The sequence below is a fragment of the Pigmentiphaga aceris genome, assembly GCF_008119665.1.
Taxonomy (GTDB): domain Bacteria; phylum Pseudomonadota; class Gammaproteobacteria; order Burkholderiales; family Burkholderiaceae_B; genus Pigmentiphaga; species Pigmentiphaga aceris.
In genome coordinates this window covers 4416743-4439264 of record NZ_CP043046.1, presented here as the reverse complement: position 1 = coordinate 4439264, position 22522 = coordinate 4416743, and the positions used below count along the sequence as shown (strand labels likewise).

General features: G+C 63.1%; 21 protein-coding genes. 12 read left to right on the top strand and 9 right to left on the bottom strand.

What is annotated here, in order from left to right:
* Position 1 precedes the first annotated feature (1 nt).
* The 3 genes from FXN63_RS19250 to FXN63_RS19240 are packed head-to-tail and all read right to left on the bottom strand — an operon-like array spanning position 2 to position 3071.
* Positions 2-1246, bottom strand: coding sequence for a metal ABC transporter permease (locus FXN63_RS19250; RefSeq protein ID WP_148816784.1), 1245 nt, complete (start codon positions 1244-1246; stop codon positions 2-4).
* Positions 1243-2124 (bottom strand): metal ABC transporter ATP-binding protein, encoded by an 882-nt coding sequence (locus FXN63_RS19245; RefSeq protein WP_148816783.1) that lies wholly within the window; start codon positions 2122-2124, stop codon positions 1243-1245. The genes FXN63_RS19250 and FXN63_RS19245 overlap by 4 nt, the downstream gene beginning before the upstream one ends.
* Positions 2121-3071: a metal ABC transporter solute-binding protein, Zn/Mn family gene (locus FXN63_RS19240; RefSeq protein WP_148816782.1), complete on the bottom strand. Its 951-nt coding sequence runs from the start codon at positions 3069-3071 to the stop codon at positions 2121-2123. Before FXN63_RS19240 ends, FXN63_RS19245 begins: the two co-directional genes overlap by 4 nt.
* 205 nt (positions 3072-3276) lie before the next feature.
* On the opposite strand from FXN63_RS19240, the gene mntR reads away from it, so the two are divergent.
* Entirely contained in the window at positions 3277-3753 is a 477-nt protein-coding gene (mntR, locus tag FXN63_RS19235) for a manganese-binding transcriptional regulator MntR (RefSeq protein ID WP_148816781.1), read from the top strand.
* A gap of 124 nt (positions 3754-3877) precedes the next feature.
* Here mntR and FXN63_RS19230 read toward each other — a convergent pair whose 3' ends face one another.
* The 4 genes from FXN63_RS19230 to FXN63_RS19215 form a co-directional block, all read right to left on the bottom strand.
* Complete coding sequence (locus tag FXN63_RS19230) at positions 3878-4627, bottom strand: ABC transporter ATP-binding protein (RefSeq protein WP_148816780.1); 750 nt, start codon at positions 4625-4627, stop codon at positions 3878-3880.
* Positions 4628-4635: 8 nt separating this feature from the next.
* A complete protein-coding gene (locus FXN63_RS19225) occupies positions 4636-5415 on the bottom strand; it encodes an ABC transporter ATP-binding protein (protein ID WP_148819572.1) in 780 nt (259 codons plus the stop codon).
* A gap of 37 nt (positions 5416-5452) precedes the next feature.
* The gene (locus FXN63_RS19220; RefSeq protein WP_425468742.1) at positions 5453-6571 is read right to left on the bottom strand and encodes an ABC transporter permease subunit; all 1119 of its coding nucleotides are present in this window, start codon (positions 6569-6571) and stop codon (positions 5453-5455) included.
* 77 nt (positions 6572-6648) lie between these two features.
* Positions 6649-7578, bottom strand: a complete 930-nt coding sequence (locus FXN63_RS19215) for a branched-chain amino acid ABC transporter permease (RefSeq protein WP_148816779.1) — start codon at positions 7576-7578, stop codon at positions 6649-6651.
* A 275-nt stretch (positions 7579-7853) separates the two neighbouring features.
* On the opposite strand from FXN63_RS19215, the gene FXN63_RS19210 reads away from it, so the two are divergent.
* The 3 genes from FXN63_RS19210 to ugpQ all read left to right on the top strand — a co-directional run bounded on the left by FXN63_RS19210 (position 7854) and on the right by ugpQ (position 11635).
* Positions 7854-9110 carry a D-amino acid dehydrogenase gene (locus FXN63_RS19210; protein ID WP_148816778.1) on the top strand — a complete coding sequence of 419 codons (1257 nt, stop codon included), beginning with the start codon at positions 7854-7856 and terminating at the stop codon, positions 9108-9110.
* A 114-nt stretch (positions 9111-9224) separates the two neighbouring features.
* Positions 9225-10799 carry an extracellular solute-binding protein gene (locus FXN63_RS19205; protein ID WP_148816777.1) on the top strand — a complete coding sequence of 525 codons (1575 nt, stop codon included), beginning with the start codon at positions 9225-9227 and terminating at the stop codon, positions 10797-10799.
* A 41-nt stretch (positions 10800-10840) separates the two neighbouring features.
* Entirely contained in the window at positions 10841-11635 is a 795-nt protein-coding gene (gene ugpQ / locus FXN63_RS19200; protein WP_148816776.1) for a glycerophosphodiester phosphodiesterase, read from the top strand.
* Positions 11636-11669: 34 nt separating this feature from the next.
* On the opposite strand, the gene FXN63_RS19195 is transcribed toward ugpQ, so the two are convergent.
* Positions 11670-11885: a hypothetical protein gene (locus FXN63_RS19195; protein WP_148816775.1), complete on the bottom strand. Its 216-nt coding sequence runs from the start codon at positions 11883-11885 to the stop codon at positions 11670-11672.
* A gap of 15 nt (positions 11886-11900) precedes the next feature.
* Positions 11901-12413, bottom strand: a complete 513-nt coding sequence (locus FXN63_RS19190; RefSeq protein WP_148816774.1) for a GNAT family N-acetyltransferase — start codon at positions 12411-12413, stop codon at positions 11901-11903.
* A 224-nt stretch (positions 12414-12637) separates the two neighbouring features.
* Here FXN63_RS19190 and FXN63_RS19185 point away from each other — a divergent pair, with 224 nt between their 5' ends.
* The 8 genes from FXN63_RS19185 (at position 12638) to FXN63_RS19150 (ending at position 22235) form a co-directional block, all read left to right on the top strand.
* A complete protein-coding gene (locus tag FXN63_RS19185) occupies positions 12638-13690 on the top strand; it encodes a TrbG/VirB9 family P-type conjugative transfer protein (RefSeq protein WP_187394953.1) in 1053 nt (350 codons plus the stop codon).
* Between the two features lie 11 nt (positions 13691-13701).
* Positions 13702-15279 carry a hypothetical protein gene (locus FXN63_RS19180; protein ID WP_246164893.1) on the top strand — a complete coding sequence of 526 codons (1578 nt, stop codon included), beginning with the start codon at positions 13702-13704 and terminating at the stop codon, positions 15277-15279.
* Complete coding sequence (locus FXN63_RS19175) at positions 15276-16706, top strand: type IV pilus inner membrane component PilO (protein WP_148816772.1); 1431 nt, start codon at positions 15276-15278, stop codon at positions 16704-16706. The genes FXN63_RS19180 and FXN63_RS19175 overlap by 4 nt, the downstream gene beginning before the upstream one ends.
* Positions 16690-17178, top strand: a complete 489-nt coding sequence (locus FXN63_RS19170; RefSeq protein WP_148816771.1) for a hypothetical protein — start codon at positions 16690-16692, stop codon at positions 17176-17178. The genes FXN63_RS19175 and FXN63_RS19170 overlap by 17 nt, the downstream gene beginning before the upstream one ends.
* Positions 17175-18992, top strand: coding sequence for an ATPase, T2SS/T4P/T4SS family (locus tag FXN63_RS19165; protein ID WP_148816770.1), 1818 nt, complete (start codon positions 17175-17177; stop codon positions 18990-18992). Before FXN63_RS19170 ends, FXN63_RS19165 begins: the two co-directional genes overlap by 4 nt.
* The gene (locus FXN63_RS19160; protein ID WP_148816769.1) at positions 18989-20098 is read left to right on the top strand and encodes a general secretion pathway protein; all 1110 of its coding nucleotides are present in this window, start codon (positions 18989-18991) and stop codon (positions 20096-20098) included. The genes FXN63_RS19165 and FXN63_RS19160 overlap by 4 nt, the downstream gene beginning before the upstream one ends.
* Positions 20099-20247: 149 nt before the next feature.
* The gene (locus tag FXN63_RS19155) at positions 20248-20817 is read left to right on the top strand and encodes a pilin (RefSeq protein WP_148816768.1); all 570 of its coding nucleotides are present in this window, start codon (positions 20248-20250) and stop codon (positions 20815-20817) included.
* Between the two features lie 17 nt (positions 20818-20834).
* A complete protein-coding gene (locus FXN63_RS19150; protein ID WP_148816767.1) occupies positions 20835-22235 on the top strand; it encodes a hypothetical protein in 1401 nt (466 codons plus the stop codon).
* The last annotated feature ends 287 nt before the right edge of the window (positions 22236-22522 follow it).

Genomic DNA, 22522 nt, shown 5'->3' with positions numbered 1-22522 from the left:
CTCAGTATCCTGCCGGCGCAAGCCGGGTGGTGGCGTGCGACTTGCGCGCTGGCTGTGCCGCCAACAAGGCTTCCAGGTCTGCCAGTGCGTCGGCTGGCAGCACCTGTTTGATCGGCACAATGCGGTGGTAGTGCAGGGCGGCTGAGTCGCCTGGGTAGCGGTCGCCATGCAAGCGCCACAGCGCTTCATCATGCGCGGCGTCGCGGGCCGCCAGCACGCCTGCCGGGGTCGGCACGCCGTCGCGCCGAATCCACCCGGACTGACGCAGCAGGCGCAAGGTCATGCCGTCGTGGATGCTTTCCTGGCGGTCCAGGGCCAGCAGCCCCTGGCGGCGGTGTACCCGACGGCGGAATGCCTGGTGGCGGATCGCAGTGGCCAACACGCCACGTGCGGGCGCAAACAGCAAGGACACCACAAACATTCCGAACATGATCAACACGATTACCGCACCCGTGGGCAGGCTGGGGGCTGACGAGGAAATGGCGGCACCCGCATACGCGCCAGCCGCGCCCAGGGCGGCGGACACCGGCACCATGTGCTGTACCCGGTCGGTCCAGAAACGGGCGGCCACAGCAGGCATGATGCTCAGCGCCACGCTCAAGACCAGGCCCACTACTTTCAGGCTGGTGATGACGACGGCCAGCAAAATTACCGATAGCGCTGCGTCGGTCAGCCGCACCCGCACACCGCTGATTGCGGCGTAGTCGGGGTCGAAGCACAGCATGCTCAGCGGGCGGCGCAGGATGAAAACCGACAGCGCTGTCAGCGCGGCCATGATGGCGATCAGTTCGGCTTCACTGCGCAGCATGCCCGCGGCGGACCCCAGCAAGTAGCTGGCAATGCCGGCCTGGTTGCCGCTGGGCAGGGCTTGCACGACCGTCAGCAACACCACGCCCAAACCGAAGAACACCGACAGCACGACACCGATGGCGGCGTCTTCCTTCAGACGCGTGCGTGCGGTGATGGCATGCACCACCACCAGACCCAGCGCTGCCGAGATGGCCGCGCCGATCATCAGACCGGGCAACCAACGGCCGTTGCCACTGGTCATTGCCATCAAGATGAACGCCGCCGCCAGGCCGGGCAGGGCGGCGTGGCCTGCGGCATCACTGGCAAGTGAACGGCGACGCAGCAGCACAAAGGTGCCGATGGCGCCGGCTGCCGCGCCCAGCAGCGCAGCCCCAATGGTCACCAGCGTGGTGTTGTAGCCCGTACGCAATAACAAGGCGTCGAGCAGTGGGTTCATGCCGCTGCGCTCCGGGCATCTGCCTGTGTGTCGAAGGTGTCGCGGGTGCGGTCGATCTGCGCCAGCGACAGGCGGCCGCCGTAGGCCTGCTGCAAGTTCGCTTCGGTAAACACATCCCGAACAGGCCCGGCCGCAATGCGGCGCACGTTCAGCAGCAAGGCGTCGGTGAAGTAATCGGCGACAGTGCTCAGGTCGTGATGCACGCACAGCACGGTCTTGCCGGCCTGCGTCAATGCCCGCAGCACGGAAACCAACGTGCGTTCGGTAGCTGCATCGACGCCGGCAAACGGCTCATCCAGCACATACAAGTCCGCGTTCTGTGCCAATGCACGCGCCACGAATACCCGTTGTTGTTGCCCGCCCGACAATTGGCCGATCTGGCGATCTGCAAAGTCGCGCATGCCCACGCGGTCCAGACAATCCAGGATGCGCGTGCGGTGGCTGGCGCGGCGCCAGCGCAGCAGGCCCAGTTCGCGGTACAGGCCCATGGCGACCACATCGAAGGTGGTGGCCGGGAATTCCCAATCCACGCTGGCCCGTTGCGGCACGTAGGCCACGCGGTGGCGGTTGGCCTCGAAGGGCAGGCCAAATACGCTGACCTCACCCGATACCTTCGGCACGATGTCGAGCGCGGCTTTCAGCAGGGTGGATTTGCCCGCCCCGTTGGGGCCGACGATCACGCCCATGGCCCCCGTGGGCAAGGCAAAGTCCACCGAGAACAGCACCGAGGTCGCCCCATAACTGGCGGTCACGCCACGGATGTCGAGCGCGGGCGGGACTTGGCTGGCGCTGGCGGGCGGGGCCACGTGGAGGTCAGCGTGGCGGGAGGCGGGGTGGCTACCAGCATTACCCGAGGACTGATTTGTCGACTGGCTCATGGCGCGGCTCCCAAGGCTTTGGCAATCGTGTTGGCGTTGTGCTCGATCATGCCCAGGTAGGTGCCTTCGGGCGTGCCGGGCTGGCCCATGGCGTCTGAGAACAGCTCGCCGCCGATGGTGACCTTGTGTCCGCGCGCCGCCGCGCCTTCAACCAGAGCGCGAATGTTCTGATCGGACACCGACGATTCCACGAAAATCGCGCCGATCTTGCGCTCGACCAAAATGCCGACGATCTTCTCGACCTGATGCAGGCTGGCTTCGCTTTCGGTCGAGATGCCCTGGATGCCCAAGACCTCGTAGCTGTTGGCTCGGCCGAAGTAGCGGAAAGCGTCATGTGCGGTCACCAGCATGCGGCGGGCGGCAGGCACTGCTCCCAGGCGCGCCTTCACGCGTTTGTCCAAGGCGGCGATCTGTTCGGCGTAGCGCGCGGCATTGCTGTCGTAGCTGGCCTTGCCGGCTGGGTCGACCTGGATCAAGGCATCACGCGCGGCGGTGACGATCGGCAGCCACAGTTGCGGGTCCATCCACACGTGCGGGTCAAAAATTTGCGGATTCTGCTCATCCGCCAGCAGGCGCGACTTGGGAATGGTGTCGGCCAAGGCCACCACCGGCTTGCGGCGCGCCAGGTCTTTGAACAGGTCTTCCAGCTGCGCTTCCAGATTCAGCCCGTGCCAGACAACCAGATTGGCGCGTGTGAGCTTGGCGACGTCAGAGCGCGTCTGACGATAGGTGTGCGGATCGACACCCACACCCATCAGCGCAGTGACTTCAATGCGGTCCCCACCGACTTCCCGCATGGTGTCGGCGAGCATGCCCGTGGTGGCAATCACCGACAACTTCTTCGCGTCTTCCGCCTGAACTGCCGTCGGCAAGGCCAAGCCCGCACACATCGCAAATGCGGCGAGCGCGCCACGGCCGAGCAGTTGGTGGAAACGTCGTCGAAGCATGGCAATACCTTGTCAGCGTATTCGTGAGGCCGACATGCCGGATCTACCCGGCACGCAGCGCTTGGGTCAGGTAACTATAGCTTAGGCTATAACCAATAGCCAAGGAAATGACAGCAAGATGTAAGAAAGAGAATTCGCGGTTTTCCCAGATCGGTCAAAATGGCGGCTGGTTGCGAGGGAAGTCCTCTCGACCATTGGAGAAGATATGAACAAGATGAAGGCCACGGCGGAGGCGTTGCCGAAGTTGATGGACGCCGCCGTACACGTGGAAAGCTTCCGGCAGGTGCGTGAGGCGCGCCGCCTGGAACGCGTGGAAGACTACGTGGAATTGATTTCCGACCTGATCCGTGACGGTGGTGAGGCCAGACAGGTCGATATCGCTGCGCGCCTGGGTGTTGCACAACCGACGGTGGCGAAAATGTTGGGTCGCTTGGCCGACACCGGATATGCGGTGCGCCGACCCTACCGGGGTGTGTTCCTGACCGAAGCTGGCGAAGCCTTGGCCGACGCCACGCGTCGCCGCCATCAGACCGTGCACGACTTTTTGCTGGCCCTGGGGGTGGACGAAGATTCGGCCCGCCGTGATGCGGAAGGGATCGAGCACCACGTCAGCAGCGCCACGCTGGAAGCGTTTGCGCGCTTCATTGCAGAACGGGGTGTGCCGCCTGCCGAGTCCTGTTGATCGGCAAGACCATCGGCTACAAGACAAACGGCCCGACTTTTGCAAGTCGGGCCGTTTATTCGTGCACTGTTCGAAGATCCAGGCTTGGGAAGCTTGAAACTCAGGGCTTCAACCTTCAGACACTTCAGACCCCGGTTTCTTCCGCACCCGTCTCTTCACCCAGATACGCTTCGCGCACGCGGGGGTCGACCAACATGGCCTGCGCATCGCCTGCCATGGTGATCACGCCCGATTCCATCACATAGCCCCGATGCGCGGCCTGCAATGCCAGGTTGGCATTCTGCTCGACCAGCAGCATGGTCACACCTTGCGCCGAGACCGCACGGATCACTTCAAAGATCTTGTCGACCATGATCGGCGACAAGCCCATCGACGGCTCGTCCAGCAGCAGCAATTTCGGTTGCGCCATCAGCGCACGCGCCATCGCCAGCATTTGCTGTTCGCCGCCCGACATGGTGCCGGCCAGCTGATCCGCCCGTTCCTTCAGGCGCGGGAAGGTCTCGAACATGCGTTCGATGTCCTGCTTGATACCGGCGGAATCGCGTCGCAGATACGCGCCCATCTGCAGGTTTTCAACGATGGTCATGCGTGCAAACACGCCCCGACCTTCCGGGATCATGACCAGGCCACGTGCCACGCGCTGGTCGGCGCGGATGCCGTCCATCGGTGCGTCCATGTAGGCGATGTCGCCCGATGCCGGGTTCAGCAGGCCGGTAATGGCCTTCAGTGTGGTGGTCTTGCCCGCGCCGTTGGCACCGATCAGCGTGACCAATTCGCCCTTGCGGACTTCCAGCGACGCGCCTTTGACTGCCTGGATGCCGCCGTAGGCGACTTGCAGGTCCGTGACGCGCAATACGATTTCAGTGTCAGCCATCGATTTTCCTAGTGCCCGCCGCCAAGATAAGCCTCGATCACGGCAGGATTCTTCTGCACATCCGCCGGGACGCCTTCCGCGATGCGCTTGCCGTAGTCCAGCACGGTGATGCGATTGCACAAGCCCATTACCAGCTTCACGTCGTGCTCGATCAGCAGAATGGTCTTGCCATCGCGGCGAATGTTGTCCAGCAGACCGCGCAGGGCGACCTTCTCGGTGGCATTCATGCCAGCTGCCGGTTCATCCAGCGCCAGCAGCAGCGGGTCGGTGGCCAGGGCGCGTGCAATTTCCAGACGGCGCTGGTCGCCGTAAGACAGCGTGCGGGCCTGGAAGTGGGCGTAGCGTGAGATGTTCACGTATTCCAGCAGCTCGAATGCACGCTGGCGGATCTCGGCTTCTTCGCGCTTGACGCCCGGCGTGCGCAGCATGGCACCCCAGATGCCGGTCTTGGTGCGCACGTGACGGCCGACCATCACGTTTTCCAGCGCAGTCATCTCGCCGAATAGGCGGATGTTCTGGAAGGTGCGGGCAATGCCTGCGCGCGCCACATCGTGCACCGCCGTCGGCTTGTAGGGTTTGCCGCCCAGCTCGAAGGTGCCGGCGTCAGGCGTGTACAGGCCAGTGATCACGTTGAAGAAGGTGGTCTTGCCGGCACCATTGGGGCCGATCAGCCCGTAGATCTGGCCGCGCTGGATTTCCAGCCCGACATCAGACAAGGCCTGCAAGCCGCCGAAGCGCTTGCTGATGCCCGCCACGCGCAGCAGCGGTGCTTCATTAGTGCCCGGCATGTCGGCCACGCCCAGCGGAGAAACGGTCGTTGTCATCTCAGGCCACCTTGGTCGGTTGCGGGGCGTCCGGCACCGGAGCCGGCGTTTTCTTGACCCCATGCGGTGACGATGGCCACAGTCCCTTGGGACGGAACAGCATCACCAGCACCATGGCCAGACCGAACAGCAGGGTACGGCCGATTTCGGCATCGACAATCACATTGCCTGCGCCAAACAGCAGCTCTTGCGCCGGCACCACGAAGTGACGCAGCAGTTCCGGCAAGCCGGCCAGCAACAACGCACCCAGCACCACACCCGGCACGTGGCCCATGCCGCCCAGCACCACCATGGCCAGCACCACAATGGATTCCATCAGCGTGAAGGATTCCGGGCTGACGAAGCCTTGGAAGGCCGAGAACATGGCACCCGACACGCCACCGAAGGACGCGCCCATGGCAAAGGCCAGCAGTTTCACGTTGCGGGTGTTGATGCCCATGGCCTTGGCGGCGATTTCGTCTTCGCGGATGGCCATCCAGGCGCGCCCGATGCGGGAGTCCTGCAAACGAATACACAGGAAAATCGCCAGGATCACCAACAGCAGGAACAGGTAGTAGTAGGCCGTCACGCTGGGTATCTTCCACCCGAATATGTCGACCATGCCGCGACTGCCGCGCGTACCCGCCAAGGACGTACCGAACAGGCTGATCGGATCGATGCGCGTAATACCTTGCGGGCCGTTGGTGATGTTCACCGGCGCGTTCAGGTTGTTCATGAAGATACGCACGATCTCGCCGAAGCCCAGCGTGACAATCGCAAGGTAATCGCCGCGCAGCTTGAGCGTGGGTGCCCCCAGCAGGACGCCGAACAAGGCCGCAACGCCTGCACCCAGCGGGATTACCAGCCAGATCGAGTTGTGCATGCCATTGGGGAAGGTCGCAGCAATCCACGCGAAGTTGTTCGCCAGGTGCGGCGAGGACAGCAACGCATACATGTAGGCACCCACCGCGTAGAACGCGATGTATCCCAGGTCGAGCAGGCCGGCAAAGCCCACCACGATGTTCAGGCCCAGTGCGAGCAATACATACAGCAGCGCCAGGTCGATGATGCGAACCCAGCTGTTGCCGTATTGGCCCAGTACCAGCGGCAGGACGGCGAGCGCCACTGCCACCATCACCATGCCCAGGTAGGCACGCATGGCATTGCCCTGCGCGGGCAGGAAATTGAATTTGAATCCGTGATGCATGACGAGGATCCTCAGGCGCGGTCGGCGACGCGTTCACCCATCAGGCCGGAAGGCCGCAGGGTCAGCACGATGATGAGTACGACAAAGGCGAAGATGTCCTGGTAGTGGCTACCCAGGAATCCACCGGTCAGATCGCCGATGTAACCCGCGCCCAGCGACTCGACCAGGCCCAGCAGCAGCCCGCCCAGCATGGCACCGTACAGATTGCCGATACCGCCCAGCACCGCAGCCGTGAACGCCTTCAGCCCGGGCATGAAGCCCATGTAGAAGTGGGTCACCGCGTAGTTGGCGGCCAGCATCACGCCAGCGATGGCGGCCAGTGCGGCACCCAGCGCGAAGGTCATCACGATCACGTGGTTGGCATTCACACCCATCAGGCTGGCCACACGCGGATTTTCCGCAGTGGCGCGCATGGCGCGGCCCAGGCGGGTGCGTTCCACCAGCAGGGTCAGGGCACCCATCGACAAGGCAGCGAACACCAGAATCAGGATTTGTGTCTGCGTGATCAGCGCGCCGCCGACTTCGATCGGGGCGGTGGGCAGCAGGGCAGGGAACTGGTTGTAATTGCGGCCGAAGATGATCATGGCCATGGTCTGCATCATGATCGAGATGCCGATGGCGGTGATCAAGGGAGCCAGCTTGGGCGCATTGCGCAGCGGGCGATAGGCCACGCGTTCGATGAACACGTTGATCGCCACACAGACGGGAATCGCTGCCAGCAGGCCAATGGCCAGTACCGCCGGTCCGGGCAGGCCCGGGAAGGTGGCTATTACCCACTTGACGGTGACCATCGCGACCATTGCGCCAACCATCAATACTTCACCGTGTGCGAAGTTGATCAGCTGCAAAATCCCGTACACCATCGTGTAGCCGAGCGCTACCAGCGCATACACGCTGCCGAGCACCAGTCCGTTCAGGATCTGTTGCCAAAGAATGTCCATGGTTCCCTCGAATGCGACTTTTGGTCGCTGCCGTCGACACGAAAGGCGCGAGCGTAACGCGACAAAACGATTTCAGCACGCAATTTTCTGATGTGCGGAATTTTTTGCATAACGGGCTGTCAGCATCGCCCTATAGCCCCCTTCTGCAATCCCTACAAGGTCATCTGCGACGGGCGTCGCGCATACACTATGGGCCGATCCGACAGGGTCGTGTCTGTTCGATTGGGCGCAGGCAGGTACAGTCTGGTCGCGTTACTTCTACGGAGCCCCGCAATATGAAAGTTGTCGTCCTCGGCAGTGGCATTCTCGGTACGTCCAGCGCCTGGTGGTTGCGCGAGGCGGGACACGAAGTCACGGTGGTCGACCGCCAGCCCGGGGCGGGGCGCGAAACCAGTTTCGCCAACGGTGGCCAGATATCGGTGTCGTATTCGGTGCCCTGGGCCAACCCGGCCGCACCACGCAAGATCTTCAACTGGGCCTTTCGGCCGGATTCGCCCTTGCTGTTCCGGCCCACGGCCGACTGGCGTCAATGGCAGTGGGCGCTTGCCTTCCTGCGCGAGTGCATGCCCTCCCGGCTGGCTCCGAATGTGCGCGCCATGGTCGCCATGGCCAGCTACAGCCGCCACACATTACAGGACATGCGCAGCACGCTGGGCATCGATTATCACCACCTGTCGCGCGGTATTCTGCAGTTCTACCGTGACGAAGCGGATTTCGAAGCGTCCCAACGCGCCGCCGATGTAATGCGCGACGCGGGCGTCGACCGCCGCACGATTTCTGCCGATGAAGTCATCAACATCGAACCCGCCTTGGCCGCCAGCCGTTCCCTGATTGTAGGCGGCGACTTCACGCCCGACGACGAAAGCGGCGACGTGCACGCCTTCACCGAAGGACTGGCCACCCGCGCAGCCGCTGCCGGTGTCGAATTCCGATACAGCACCCAGGCCACGCGGCTGGTGTCAGACGGGTCACGCATCACCTCGGTCGAAGTGATCGACCCGGACGGCAGCTACCAACAGCTACGGGCCGACGCCTTTGTGGTGGCCCTGGGCAGCCACAGCCCCGCGTTGCTGCGCCCGTTGGGCGTGCCCTGCCTGGTGTACCCGGCAAAAGGCTATTCCGCGACCTACCCGGTGCTCGATCCCGACCGTGTGCCGCAGGTCAGCCTGACCGATGCCGCCCACAAACTGGTGATGTCGCGCTTTGGCGACCGCCTGCGCATTGCCGGCACTGCCGAATTCGGCGGTTACTCGCGCGAGCTGGACCCGATCCGCTGCGAAGCCATCACCCGGGTGGCGCGTGAACTGTTCGGGGATGCGCTCGACACCACTGCGCCTGCCTATTGGTCTGGCCTGCGTCCTGCCACGCCGTCCAACGTACCCTTGGTGGGGCGCAGCCGGATTGCCAACCTGTTCCTGAACACCGGCCACGGCACACTGGGCTGGACCATGGGGGCGGGTTCTGGCCGGGCGATTGCCGATATTGTGTCTGGCAAGCGGCCCGAACCCGATTTTCCGTTCATCGGTTTGTAAGGTTTCGGGCGCGATTTTCAGCGCCTTTGTGACAAGTTGCATGGGGTGCCGATGGGCGGATGGATGCATCGCCATGCAGTGGCATAATCGTGCGGCCTCAAGGAGACAGCATCGATGCGCGCGGACAGCCTGACCCCGACTACCCAGAATTTCTCTTCTTCGCCGACCCGTCCCGCCCGTCGTGGCTGGCTGGCGGCGGCCCTAGCCACCGCCTTTGCGTTTGCGGGCGGCATGCCTGCCGCCGCCTTTGCCGCGCCCACCGAAATTTCGGTCTGGCACGCCATGGACCCGGCCCACCGCGCCACCTTCGACGAGCTGGTGCAGCGTTTCAACAGCCAGCAGCAAGACGTACATGTCACGGCTACCGCCTACGCCAGCGTGACTCAGCTGGCTGGTGCCGGTGAAACTGCCGTGCTCGCCAAGAAGCAGCCGAATCTGATCGAACTGTCCGACACCGCCGTGCCGGAGTTCGTGGCACGTCACAACGCGATCATGCCGATGTCGGATCTGTTGAAGACCTACCCGGTCAAAGACCTGAACTTCTTCCTGCCGCAGACCACCAACTACCTGCGTGATGCACGTGGCAACCTGCTGGCACTGCCGTGGATGGCCGAAGCGCCCGTTTACATCTACAACCGCGACCTGTACAAGAAGGCCGGCCTGGACCCCGATGTCACGCCCAAGACCTGGCGTGAAATGCAGAACCACCTGGTTGCGCTGGCCAACGTCGCGGAATCGGATTGCCCCTACGCCACCAGCCGCGAAAGCTGGATCCACCTGGAAAACACGTCGGCACTGCACAACGTGCCTTTCGCGTCCAAGAACAACGGCCTGGAAACCAACGGCGTAGGCGCTGAACTGCAGATCAACCAGCTGCTGCACGTGCGCCACCTGGCACTGATGATGAGCTGGGTGCGCAGCCGCCTGTTCACCTTCCAAAGCCACGGCTACGAAGCCGACGCCAAATTCATCAGCGGCGAATGCGCGGTCCTGACCACCGGCACCGGTTCGCTGGGTGCGATTCAGCAGCAGGCCAAGTTCTCGTATGGCGTGGCACCGCTGCCGTACTACGACGAAGAAGCCAAGAATGGCAGCAACCCCTTCGTGGGCGGTCCGGCGTTCTGGGCCATGTCGGGTCACCCGGCAGCCGAACAGAAAGCGCTGGCCACCTTCATCGCCTTCCTGGCTACCCCGGTAACGGCTGCTGAATGGCATCAGAAAACCGGCTTCCTGCCCCTGAGCGACGCTGCCTTCCGTGCATCGAGCGTGTCCTACTACCCGAGCCTGCATGGTTCGCAAGCAGTGATCCGCGCCTTGTCGCAAACCCCGGCGCAGTACACCCGTGGCTTCCGTCTGCACAACTACAACGCCGTGTCGGACATCATGGACCAGGAACTGGACAACATCTTCAGCGGCCGCAAGCCGCCGAAGCTGGGTCTGGATGATGCCGTTGCACGTGGCAATGCCGTGATGCGCGCCCCGGGTGCGCCCGCCGGTGGTGCAGGTGTCGGCAGCAAGCCCGCTGCAGCACCGCGTCCGGGTGTGAAGCCCGCCGCGCCTGCCAAGCCCGCTGCCGCCAAGCCTGCTGCACCAGCCAAGCCAGCGGCCGCCAAACCGGCAGCCGCCCCGGCCAAGCCCGCAGCAAAGCCGGCTGCTGCGCCGGCCAAGCCTGCCCCTGCCAAGCCCTGAAGACCTTACTGACCTGAAGCTGCACTGATACGGGAAACGCAATGACTACCCCCCGCGAAAGCAACCCCACCGCCGGGTTGCCCCCGCGCGGCTGGCACTACGAACGTGTCGTCGCGCATCGCGGGGGTGGAATCATCGCCCCCGAGAACACCCTGGCCGGCATGCGCGTGGCACACGCGCATGGCCTGCGAGCGGTCGAATTCGACGTCATGCTTGCATCCGATGGCGTGCCCATCCTGATGCACGATCCCAAGCTGGGCCGCACCTTGCCCGGCACCGGCAACATCGCCGATATTTCTTCGTCTGTATTGCAGACCATGGACGCCGGTTCATGGCGCGACCCGCATCACTACAAGGGCGAACCTGTGCCTTTATTTGTAGACGTGGTGCGTTGGCTGCGCGCCAACGACATGTGGGCCAACATCGAGATCAAGCCCTATCCGGGCAAAGAGATCGAAACGGGCGAAGTAGTAGGGCGCATGGCAGCCGAGCTGTACGCAGACGAGACCCGGCCGCTGGCCTTGCCGGTAATTTCTTCGTTCTCGATTGACGCACTGGCTGCCGCACAGCGCACCGCACCCGGCTTGCCGCGTGGGCTGCTGCTGAACAAGGTCACGCCAGACTGGGCAGAATTGCTGGAACGCCTGGATTGCATTGCGCTGCACACCAGCCATGCCAACCTGACGCCCGAGATTGCGGCGCAGGTGAAGAAGGCAGGCTATGGCTTGTTTTGCTACACGGTGAATGACCCGGCACGTGCCCGGGAGATTCTGTCGTGGGGGGTGGATTCGTTCTGTACGGATCGAATCGATCTGTTTGCGCGGGATTTCAGCTGAGAAAGGCCGCGCGGTTGGCGGCTCGGTTCGCCGATTAAGAACCGGGCCGTTCACCGCCTTTGGTCGGCTTGCTGGGCATGGTGCCATTGACGGGTTGCCGGTTCCAGCTTGCAGTTTCTTCTGCCGTAGTCTTCCACGCAAACGTAGTAACTCGCGCAAACTGCCCTGACTTCATTTCCTGGATGCTGCGCAGCAAGTCTCGCTTGAACGCTTCCTTTTCGGGATTCGGCTTCGTCGTTCTTTTCGGCATCAGCGTCTCTGTCGATCAGTTTGTGGCGGGAATGCGGTAGACCACGGAATCGTATTTCGGTGCCGTGCGTTCGCTGAACACAACGCCGCCCAACGCCTCCGCCAATTTCCGGCTGGAGGCGTTTTGTTTGGCAACGGGGTAGATGAAGGCGGCAGATCCGAAGCTGCTCGCCGCCCATGTCGCCACAGCTTGCACTGCTTCGCGCCCATAGCCGTTTCCATGCTGGTCTTCACGCACCCAGATGCCCAATTCGGGTTCGGTATCACCAGTTCGATGCAAGCCAGCCAGGCCGATGAGGCTGCCTGTGGCGCGATCACGGATCGTGAATGCGAAGTCCACGCCGGCTTCGATCTTCGGCAGCCATCCACGCCAGATCGTTTCGAACACGGCCGTTGACGGCGCGGGATCGAAGGACAAGTAGCGCGTCAATGTTGGGGTGATGCAGCCAAATGCATCATTGGCATCGGCCGCAGAGAAAGGGCGAATCGACAGACGTTCGGACGTGATTTCGGTGGTGCTCCACTGCACTGCTTATCCCCTTTTTCGATGGCGTGGCTGCGCGACGCAAGCAAGGATTCTCGCATAGCTTGCATGGGTTTTTTCCGGGGACATTGCGCAATTTCCGACCGTGAAGAAGCGCGCGTTTTTGGTCACGCTTGTACGTACTACACACGCTTGTCGCGCCACCCCGTTCCGTCAGGATGGCGGCTCTTCTGCTGCGTTGTTGCGGCAGGGTTTTTCGGAGCCGCGGCATGCTTGCCACGTTCGTATTCCCACGCCTGCGTCATGTGCGCACCAGCGTGTGTATCTTGATGTCTGCGCTGGCAGCCGCACCCATCGGCACGACATATGCCGCGCCGAACTACGATTTTTCCTATCGCGTGTCGGGGGATCGCCGGGTTGCACCGCAGCAGGTGTTCGATGACGGCGTCAGCACCTATCTGCAGTTCTATCCCGGGCAGGTGCTGCCGGCGCTGATCGCGATCGGCAGCGATGGCAAGCAGCTGTTGCTGAAGCATGTGCAGCTTGGTCCGTATGTCACGGTCTCGGGCACCTATGTCGGTTTGGTCGCACAACTCGGCACCGTGCGCTCAACAATCGATTACAGCGGCAAAGCACCGCGCGTGGCGGGTGAGAACGACGGTGGCTTGCCTGCGGCGATGCTGCCAGCGCCTTCATCTATTGCACCTTCATCCATCGCACCTTCATCTATCGCGCCGTCAGCGGTGGTGGCTACGGCTGCCCCGGTGGCATCACCTGCGCCCAGCATGTTGGCGGCCACGCCATCGTGGAATGCTGCGCCCACGGCAACTGCTGTGGCTCCGTTGGTGGTGAATCATTCACCGCTTACCGCCGCATTGCCCACAGCTGCGCCCACACCTGCATCTTCCAGTGCTTCTGTCGTACCGGTATCGACCGCCCCGGCCGTTGAATCGTCACGTGATATCAAGCCCGTGAACGCATCCACCGATGCCAATGTCGTGTCCGACAACTGGCCGCTGGCGGCATCCACACCACCTGCCAAACCCTTTGAAGCCACGCTGGCAGACCAGAATCTTCGTCGCGCCTTGGGGCGCTGGGCCGAGCAGGCCGGATGGACATTCCGTGCCGAGCACTGGACACCGGATGTCGACATTGCCGTATCGGCACCGGCTGTTTTCGGTGGCGATTTCAAGCGTGCCGTGCGTGCTTTGCTCGCCGGCACCGAGCTTTCCGCCAAACCCTTGCAGCCGTGCTTCTACGCCAACCAGGTGCTTCGTGTGGTGGCTCAGGCCGAGCGTTGCGACCGTCGCGTCGCACATTGAGGATCGGACTTATGCACTACCGCATCATGCAGCGCGGCACCTTGCTCGCCCTGGCGTTTTCCGTGTCGGCGTGCGCGCCGTTTTCCGAGTACATGGATCGTGTCGATGGGTCGGCCAAACAGCGCACCGATCACATGGCCGAGCAACGCGAACGCTTCGTCAAAGCCCTGTCCGACCCAAAGGCCCGCGAGGCCGCGCAAGAGGTCGATCAGCCCTGGGTGGCCGGTGTCATCGTTCCCTTGGCGCGTGAGGTCACCTTGCCATCGGCGCTGCGTGCCGAGGTCGATACGGCCTTGATGTTCGAAGGCGGTGGCGTCGATCTGTTGCAGATGGCCGAACGCATCATGTTGGCCACCGGCATTCCGGTGCGGGTGCGACCGGACGCGCTGTTGCCGCTCAGTGGCTTCCTGCCACGGCTGGCCGGCAACGACTCGGCCCAGTCGACGACGCTGGCCGCCACGGATACCGTGTCCTTGCCAAGCGGCGCGCATCCCTTGCCGCGTCTGCTGGACCTGATCGCCAACCGGCTTGGCGTGTATTGGCGACATGTCGACGGCAGCATCGAGTTCTATCGCGTCGAGACGCGTACCTTCGATGTGCGTGCGCTCAACCTGAAGTCGACGGCCAGCGTGGCGCTGGGTCGTCGATCGGGCGGCGACCAGGGCGCGTTCGAAAGCAGCGCCGCAACGCGCCTGGACACCCAAGGGCAGGATTCCCTGGCGGCGGTGCGCGCCAAGCTTGATCCGATGTTGACCCGCGCGGGCAACGTGGTGGCTAACACCGATGCATCCAACCTGATTGTGGTCACCGACACGCGCGAGGCGCTGGACCGGGTGGCTGCCTTCCTTGAACGCGAGAATCGTGCGCTGACACGCAGGGTGCGGCTGCTGTTCGAACGGGTTGAAGTCATGGTGCGCGACAACACCGAGCAGGGCATTGACTGGAACGTGCTGGCAGGGCGGTTCGCGCTGCTGGCCCCTGGTTCATCGGTCGGGGCAGCGGCCGCCAGCGTGGGGTATCGCGCAGAGAACGGTTCGTCGGCTGCTGTGCGGGCGCTCAGTGAATTGGGAACGGTCGTGCATCACTCGGCCGTGCCGCTGCAGGGCTTGAATCGCCGGCCAATGACCCACGCAGTGCGCACCACGTTCTCGTATGTGGATCAGGTGCAATCCACCACCGTGGCATCGGCGTCGGGTACTACGACGGCTCCTACGGTGAGTCAGAAGGAAGAGACGGTGGGCTCCTTCCTGACCATCGTGCCGGATGCCCAGGACGACGGGCAGATTCTGTTGTCCGTGTCCTACGACAACACCGTGGCGCAACCGCTGAAGACCTTGAGTTTCGGCAGCGGTGCCAGCGAGATCAAGTTGCAGCAGAAAACCGTAGACGGCATCGGCACGGTGCAGCAACTGCAGGTGCGTCCGGGGCAGCCGGTGGTGGTGTCAGGCTTCGAGCGTGATCAGACGCAATACGACCGGCGCACCCTGGATCGCGGCGCGCCAATTCTGTTGGGCGGCTCTGGCACATCCACGCGTGAACGATTCTTCACTTTGCTGATCCTGACGGCCCAGCCCGAGGAAGGGTTATGAAGCTGCCGGTGCGCTCCATCGACAAGCCAGTGAAAAAGCCCTTCCTGGGCGGCTTCCGACGTAGCCGTCGCGGAACCACTGCCGCACTGGGTGGCGCGGCAGCCGCTCACGTCTTGGTCAGTCTGCCGCAACGTGACGTCACGCTGGTCTTCGGCATGAGCTGGCACACGATCCTGGGTAGCCAGCTTGTCCAGGAGGCAAGGCATCGTGCGGCGGCCGCAGGGGCAACGCACCTGGTGCATGCCGATATGCAGGCCGAATCGGTCGGTACGATCCGGCTTTCGCGCGCGCACCGCAGCGGGCACGCTGGGCGTCTGTACTCGGCGGCGCAGCTGTTTGCCCGCCTGCACCCACGAGGCGTGGCCATTGCCTGCCTGACGCTGCCCGGTGGAGCCACCTGGGTGGGGGCAGTGCGTGATGGCACGGTGCTGGCACGTACCGATGTGGTTTACGCCTCGGTTTCCGAAGCCGAAGCGGCCGTCGATAGCCTTCTTGCACAAGAGCCTGACAGCATCTGCTACGGACAGATCCTGGCGCGCCGGGTCCAGCCGCTGGACCTGGACATGCTTGCCGGAGACCTGCCCGCGCAAGCCCTTCTGCAATTGCGTCCGCGTGCCTGGACGGCGGTACCGCGCTCCTTGATTTTTCTGCTGGTGTTGTGCGTGGCCGTGCCCTTGGGGCAGCGCGGGTGGCAGACCTATCAGGCCAAGCAGCGTCAGGTGCTGGAGGCGCAGCGCGCCGCCACGCGCCTCGACCCCGCAACGGCCTGGCGTGAGCGGTATACGCAGCACTTGGCTGGCGTGACTCTACTGGCGCACGAGGACTTGCCGCAGGCCTTGGAGACGCTTGCCCAGGTTCCGCTGAACGTGGCGGGCTGGCGCTTCGACGGTGCGCGCTGCGAACCTGCGCTGCAGACTGGGTGGAGCTGCGAGGCCATCTATCAACGCGGCATGCAATCCGCCAGCAACGCCGGGTTCGCCAGTTCGGCCTCGTCGGGATGGCGCATGTTGTGGGCCCCGTTTGATCAGGTCATGCCCACCTTCACCAGCAACCTGCCGCCTCGGCCACTGACCTTGTCAGCGCTGGTGCCGCTGTCCCAACAGAACCTGAATGTGGTGTCGCGGCTGCAAGTGCTGCGCGCTGCGTTTGGCAACGCCGAAATCGGTCCCGCCGAAATCGTTGAAGTGGGGCAGCCACAAGAGCTTGATGGCACCGGCATCACCCGCCCGGGCGATGCGCCCGTGTTGAGCAGGCGACGCATCCGGCTGTCTGGTCCCATGCGCTCGTTATATGCGCTTGCCGCTGCTGAGGGCCCTTATCGCTGGTCCCGGCTGACCTTGGCCGTGCAGCCCTCGTCCCGTCCCACCTTGAAGCTCAGCGCGTTGATGGCAACCCTGGAAGGAGTCTTGTATGCGTATGGCGACTGAAATGCGTATGGCCACTGAAGCTTGCCTGCGGGCAATCGTGTTGATCTTGAGTGCAAGCCTGGCGGGCGTTGCCGGAGCCAATGGCCTGAATGAAACCGTTGGACAGCTGCTGCATCGGGATGCGCAGGAAGCGATTGCGGGCAGCGCTCCATTGCCTCCCGTGCCGCCACGCCTCCCGCCAGAGATTCCCCCCATGCTGATGGCGCCGCCGCCTTTGGCACCTGCGGCAGCACCCGTGGTGACAGCCATCTACGGCACCCCGGGCCAGCTTTCCGTGGTGTTGCAGATGGACGGGCAACGTGTGGTGCTCGATCAACGCACGGGCAAGCCAGCAGATGCGGCACTGCCGATGCGACTGGCTGGCGTAGGCGGATCGTGCGCACGTGTTGTGCTGGCCGCGCGGCAGGCACCGACCACGCTTTGTGTCGCATCCAGCTTTGGCTTGGCGCAGCGCAGCGGAGGCATGCAATGAGAGTGCCCCGTTTTGGCCTTGGCAGCCCCGTCACTCGCCTGGATCACGGCATCAGCGAGGCCAGCACCGTGCACTTCGCACGGCAGCGCGTCCGCATTGCCAACCAGGACGAACTGGCCAAGCTTGCGACCCCGTTTCGCCGCAGCCTGCGCGCCGAGTTCGATCTGGCCAGCGCGTCGAACAAGCTATGCCCGGTTGAGCTTGATGACGGCAGCGTCACCATTTTCACGGTCGAGGAATATCACGACAGTGATCAGACCGATGAACTTGAGCGCCTGATCCGCCGTCGTCAGCGGCTGTTGTCCGAGCCGGCACGAATCGTCGTGCCGCCCACGCTCTTGCTGGCGATCGTGCGTGAGCAGATATCCGGCGACACTTTGCGCAATCGCCGTCGCGTATTGCTCGACCCTGATCGGTCATCGATGGCGCAGGCATTCCAGGACATGGTCGAGTGGGGCGTGCGCAATGGGGCGTCCGATCTGCATGTCAACGTGCGCTTGCTGGGGGCGGAATCCGACGTGCGCTACACGGTTGGTGGGCGATACGTGGCCCCTGAGCGCTTTCGCCGCATGCCAACGGCCACCATCATGGAGGTGCTGGCGGTGGCGTGGATGGATATTCAAGGTGGCAACGGCGCAGTGTTCGATCCGGTCACCGAGCAGCAGGGACGCTTGTACCGCGAGGTGGACGGGCAGGCACTGATGCTGCGCTGGGCATCGCTGGCGACCGACGCAGGCCCCTCGGTATGCCTGCGCATTTTGCAGCTCGATGCACCGACCCACGGTGCCAGTATCGATGCGCTGGGATACCTGCCGTCGCAACTGGCGATGATGTCGCGCGCCCGCATGGCAGAAGGCGGTGCCGTGGTGCTGGCGGGTGTGGTCGGCTCGGGCAAGTCCACTACGATTGCGTCGATGTTGCGGACCATTCCCGGACATCGCAAGGTGATCACGCTGGAAGATCCGGTCGAATACCTGATCCCGGAGGCCTTGCAGAACACCGTGGCTCGCCCGCTCGATGGCAGCGCAGCCGGGGCCTTCGATGCCAAGCTGAAAACCGTCAAACGTTCCGCGATGACGGATCTGCTGATCGGTGAAATTCGTGACGACGAGACGGGCAGGGCGTTTACCGACCTGGCCGGTTCGGGCGCGAATCTGTACACGACCACGCACGCAGGTGGGGTATTGCAGATCGCTGACCGCTTGGCGTCCGACTTCATTGGTGTGCCGCGCGAACTGCTTGCCACGCCAGGCATTCTGAAGCTGCTGATTTTCCAGGCCCTGTTGCCGAAGTTGTGCCCGCACTGCGCCTTGCCGTTCTCTGCCCTGTTTGCTGGCGGTGCAGATACCGATGGACGCCCGCGCGATGGGTCGTATTGGCAGGCATATGGGGCGCGCATCGAGCAACTGTATGACATCGACTCGGCGGGCTTGCGCATTCGTAATCCCAACGGCTGCCCACATTGTGCAGCGGCGGCTGTGCCGGAACTGTTGGGGCTGGCAGGTCGCACCGTGGTGGCGGAAATGATGGAACCCGCGCTCGATGACGTGGTGTTGGGGTGCATCCGGCGTGCCGATAACATCACCTTGCGTGCCCACGCGGCACAACAGCGCGAGGCCGGCTACGGTGATCCTGACATGTCGGGCAAGAGCGCCATGGAATGTGCGGTCTACAAGGCAGCTATCGGTATCGTCGATCCGCGTGACATCGAACCCCGGTTCCGGGCATTCGAAACCGTGGCGCTGGAACGCCGCCAACGCCGCAAGCCGGTGGTGTCGGACCTCGCAGCGGTGGCGGCAGGTGGGCGCCGATGAGCATGGGGCCTTGGTCGACCTCCCTGTCATTGCGCATGGCCGCATGGCGTTTCCGTCCCGACCGTGCGGATTACTACGAGTATCTGGCTGACCTGATGGCGCAGACGGGCGGTCGCAAGACCCTGCGTGATTTGTTTGCCGACGATGCAGTACGTCATGGCGCAAGCACCGCACGCGGTCAATTGACCGCGCACTGGTTGACGCGATATCAGGAGTCCGGCGGCGACCTGGGCGCAACCTTCGAGAACACGCTTCCCGACGAAGATGTGCTGCTGATCCGCGTTGGTCAGCGCGCGGGTGCCGGCGCATTCGAACAAGCCCTCTACGACCTGGCCAAACTCACCCGTCTGGTTGACGAGGCTAGACGAAGTTTCGTCGCGACCACGGCGGTCGGCCTGCTGGCCGTTTTGATAGCACTGGTGGCAATTGCCGCCGTACCGATGTTCACCGTACCTAAGCTGAAGCAGACCTTCACCTTGCCGGCTGAGTATCTGTACCCGCTGACGCGCCGCCTGTATGCCATAGCCGATGCCATCGATGCCTATGCGCTGTCGGTGGGCGTGGTGCTGATTGCCATCGGGTATCTGGGCATCTGGTCTCTGCGCAGCCTGGTGGGGCCGCTGCGGCAACGCCTGGACCAGTGGGCCATCTGGCGGCTGTACCGCGATCTGCAAGGCGTGCGTTTCCTGTCCTCGCTTGCCACCTTGCTGCGTCGTCGCGGCAACGTCAGCACGCAGCTACGCGAAGCGCTTGCCCTGCAAGGCGCAGGAGCCGGGCCGTGGTTGCGCTGGCATGTCGATGCCATGTTGGCGCGCGTCGATGCGGGCCAGGTAGGCGCATCCACGTTCGATACCGGCATCGTCGATCCCGAAACCTTCTTTTACCTGCGCGACATGATCGATACCCGTGGTCTTGACGATGGTCTTCAGCGGGCCAGCGACCGTATCGAACGACGCACGTTAGGCCGCGTGGCGCGACGCGCGGCGGTCTTGCGTTGGGTGTTATTGCTGGGAGCCATGTGCCTGTTGATGGGCCTGGCGCTTTGGCATGTCGCGGTGATTCAGGAAATGAAATCTGCACTGACGAGCTTTTATGCCGGTCGTTGAGTGCGCTGTTTTTGTGTCGACCAAATTGGCGTCGAACGAGCCTTACAGACCTGTCTACGTCCTCATTCAAGCAGTAAATCGCTGCACCTAAACCATTTTATTGCCGGGACGTGTGATCGCCCCGGTTCTTCGTCCAGGAGCCTTATTCCATGCAGCACTCGAACTACAAACGCCTTGATCGGCAACGCGGTTTCACGCTGATCGAACTGACGGTGGTCGGCGCGATCATCATGATCCTGTCCATCGTCGTGGTCCCGAACATCAACGGGTATCTGGTCGAAAACAAGGTGCCGCGCATCGGTGAAGAAATCCAGCGATTCGTTGCCCGCGCCAAGGTCAGCGTGCAGGGGCTGGGCAGCGCACCCTACGGCTCGGTGACGACCGCACAGATCGCCAATGCGGTGCGTGGCAGCAGTGTGTTTCAGGTTGCCGGCAGCGGCGCAACGGCCACCGTCACCCACGACATCGGTGCAAGCGGCGCAGCCGTCACGCTGACCCCCGCCACGCTGACCAGCACCGGCGACGCCATGCAGATTCAGTTCGCCAGCGTCAATCGCGCCGCATGCCCGGGCCTGGCCGTGGTCATGCAGAAGGTGACTGAGGTGATTCGTGTCAACGGGACCGAGGTCAAGGCGGCTGGCGGTAATTACCAGCCCACCGTCGCCGAGAACGCCTGCACGGAAGGCGATACCAACCAGTTCCAGTTCGTCGCGCGTTAAGGCTGAAGGGGCTGTTCATGTGCCAACCCATCCACAGAGATCGCGGCCGTATCGGTCCGCTGTCGATCAAGGGAGCGCGCCGCTTGGGCGGACGCGGTGCGATACCGTCTGCGCAGCAACAAGGCGGTGTGTTCCTGCTGGAACTTGGGTTGGCGCTGATGCTCGCGTTGATCGGCGCGACCTGGGCTGGTGCACATTTGATGCAAGCCGTTCGTGATGGCCAGGCCGAAGGCACTGGCACTTACCTGCTGGCCGTAAAAGGGGCCATGGACAGTGCCATCGCCGGCAACTTCCAGGCTTATGCGCGTGGACTGCCACTGACAAATGCCGATGGCAGCACGCGCTTCGCCGATCCCATGACGCCTACGCTTGCCGAGCTGCGAACCCTGGGCCATTTACCGACCACCTTTCCCGACATCACACCAGCAGGGCAGGCCGTGCAAATCCAGATTCGTCGCGACGCCGCCAAGTGCCCGGGCATTGGTTGCCGTATCGATGCATTGATTCATACGAGGACGCCTTTCCGTAAGTCACAGGACGACATCGATTACCAAGCCGCCGCCCTGGCCGTCAGCAGCATGCAAGGCTGGGGAGGCGCGGCGTGGTTTGACGAGCCCGGCAAGATCCGAGGTTCGGCATTCAACGTAGATAACCCGGTGTCGTCGTCGGCGGGTGGGATAGTTGCGGCAATCGCCATGCTCGATACGAGCATGTGGAATCAGTTCGTGCGGGTGGGAGATGATCGCGACCCGGCCTTGCAGGGCAATCTGTCAGTCAACGGCGCAATGAGCACCGCGCGCGTTGGCGTACGCGAAACCGCCGTTCCCAACAGCGCCTGCACCGCAACCGACTTTGCCAACGCAGCCAACCCCGCGCTGGCCACCATCAACCTTGCCGAGAACACCGAGTACGCAAAGACGAGCACCGGCGGCTTGGTTGCGTGCGTCAACAACACCTGGCGTTCGATTGCCGTGGTGGCCACGGTAGGCACAGCATGTGGAGACGCCGCCTATCCAGAAGGAACTCTTGGTGCAGACGTCAGCGGAGCGGGCCTGCTCTGCCGAGACGCAACATGGTCGCCGGTAAGCCAGTGGCTGTCGCGCTACACCATCATGACCACGCATCTGGCCCCAGCCACGCTCAGCGCGTCGCCAACCGCCACGACGATCAACAAGCCCGTTTGTGGCGTGTCAGGCGGCGTGGCAGGGACGCCGCATGTCTACGTGATTCCGCAATCGATCCACAACACGGGCTCGTTTGCGCTGACCGGTTCGCGTAATGGCGACAACATCAGCGTGTCTGGGACGATGACTTTGAATCCCACGAACTTTCAGGCGACGAACGCTGGTAACGGATGGCAGGTTGCTGTGCCGGCGAATAGTCAGGGGGTTGTGGTTACTTACTGTTCGTATTCTTGATTTTCTGACTGCGGGCGGTTGGATTGACGGCTTGCGGTCTTTTTACTTGGAACGTGAATGAAGCACGTGAATTTTGTTCTTGCTGCGCTGCTGTTCTGCTTGTCGCCAATAGCAGGGCAGGCGCAGGTGGGGACTGCATGCCTTGGTTGTATGCCTCGCACTGGTGCTATATATGACTCGACGGGGACGACACCGTCGCCGCCTTTTACCACCACAGCGTCGACTGGGAACGTGTATATCCCACCGAGAGAGATTATTGTCGTTCAGCCGGCACCTGCACCCGTGCC

What these genes read in the sequence shown, in the direction of transcription:
- FXN63_RS19220 (WP_425468742.1), bottom strand. Translation starts at nt 6,571, where the DNA reads ATGGTGATGGTGGCAGTGGCGCTCGCCGTCCTGCCGCTGGTACTGGGC.
- FXN63_RS19195 (WP_148816775.1), bottom strand. Translation starts at nt 11,885, where the DNA reads ATGCCGAAAAGAACGACGAAGCCGAATCCCGAAAAGGAAGCGTTCAAG.
- FXN63_RS19175 (WP_148816772.1), top strand. Translation starts at nt 15,276, where the DNA reads ATGAAGCTGCCGGTGCGCTCCATCGACAAGCCAGTGAAAAAGCCCTTC.
- FXN63_RS19240 (WP_148816782.1), bottom strand. Translation starts at nt 3,071, where the DNA reads ATGCTTCGACGACGTTTCCACCAACTGCTCGGCCGTGGCGCGCTCGCC.
- FXN63_RS19160 (WP_148816769.1), top strand. Translation starts at nt 18,989, where the DNA reads ATGAGCATGGGGCCTTGGTCGACCTCCCTGTCATTGCGCATGGCCGCA.
- mntR (WP_148816781.1), top strand. Translation starts at nt 3,277, where the DNA reads ATGAACAAGATGAAGGCCACGGCGGAGGCGTTGCCGAAGTTGATGGAC.
- FXN63_RS19225 (WP_148819572.1), bottom strand. Translation starts at nt 5,415, where the DNA reads ATGCCGGGCACTAATGAAGCACCGCTGCTGCGCGTGGCGGGCATCAGC.
- FXN63_RS19210 (WP_148816778.1), top strand. Translation starts at nt 7,854, where the DNA reads ATGAAAGTTGTCGTCCTCGGCAGTGGCATTCTCGGTACGTCCAGCGCC.
- FXN63_RS19155 (WP_148816768.1), top strand. Translation starts at nt 20,248, where the DNA reads ATGCAGCACTCGAACTACAAACGCCTTGATCGGCAACGCGGTTTCACG.
- FXN63_RS19245 (WP_148816783.1), bottom strand. Translation starts at nt 2,124, where the DNA reads ATGAGCCAGTCGACAAATCAGTCCTCGGGTAATGCTGGTAGCCACCCC.
- FXN63_RS19165 (WP_148816770.1), top strand. Translation starts at nt 17,175, where the DNA reads ATGAGAGTGCCCCGTTTTGGCCTTGGCAGCCCCGTCACTCGCCTGGAT.
- FXN63_RS19150 (WP_148816767.1), top strand. Translation starts at nt 20,835, where the DNA reads ATGTGCCAACCCATCCACAGAGATCGCGGCCGTATCGGTCCGCTGTCG.
- FXN63_RS19205 (WP_148816777.1), top strand. Translation starts at nt 9,225, where the DNA reads ATGCGCGCGGACAGCCTGACCCCGACTACCCAGAATTTCTCTTCTTCG.
- FXN63_RS19250 (WP_148816784.1), bottom strand. Translation starts at nt 1,246, where the DNA reads ATGAACCCACTGCTCGACGCCTTGTTATTGCGTACGGGCTACAACACC.
- FXN63_RS19230 (WP_148816780.1), bottom strand. Translation starts at nt 4,627, where the DNA reads ATGGCTGACACTGAAATCGTATTGCGCGTCACGGACCTGCAAGTCGCC.
- FXN63_RS19180 (WP_246164893.1), top strand. Translation starts at nt 13,702, where the DNA reads ATGCACTACCGCATCATGCAGCGCGGCACCTTGCTCGCCCTGGCGTTT.
- ugpQ (WP_148816776.1), top strand. Translation starts at nt 10,841, where the DNA reads ATGACTACCCCCCGCGAAAGCAACCCCACCGCCGGGTTGCCCCCGCGC.
- FXN63_RS19170 (WP_148816771.1), top strand. Translation starts at nt 16,690, where the DNA reads ATGCGTATGGCGACTGAAATGCGTATGGCCACTGAAGCTTGCCTGCGG.
- FXN63_RS19185 (WP_187394953.1), top strand. Translation starts at nt 12,638, where the DNA reads ATGCTTGCCACGTTCGTATTCCCACGCCTGCGTCATGTGCGCACCAGC.
- FXN63_RS19215 (WP_148816779.1), bottom strand. Translation starts at nt 7,578, where the DNA reads ATGGACATTCTTTGGCAACAGATCCTGAACGGACTGGTGCTCGGCAGC.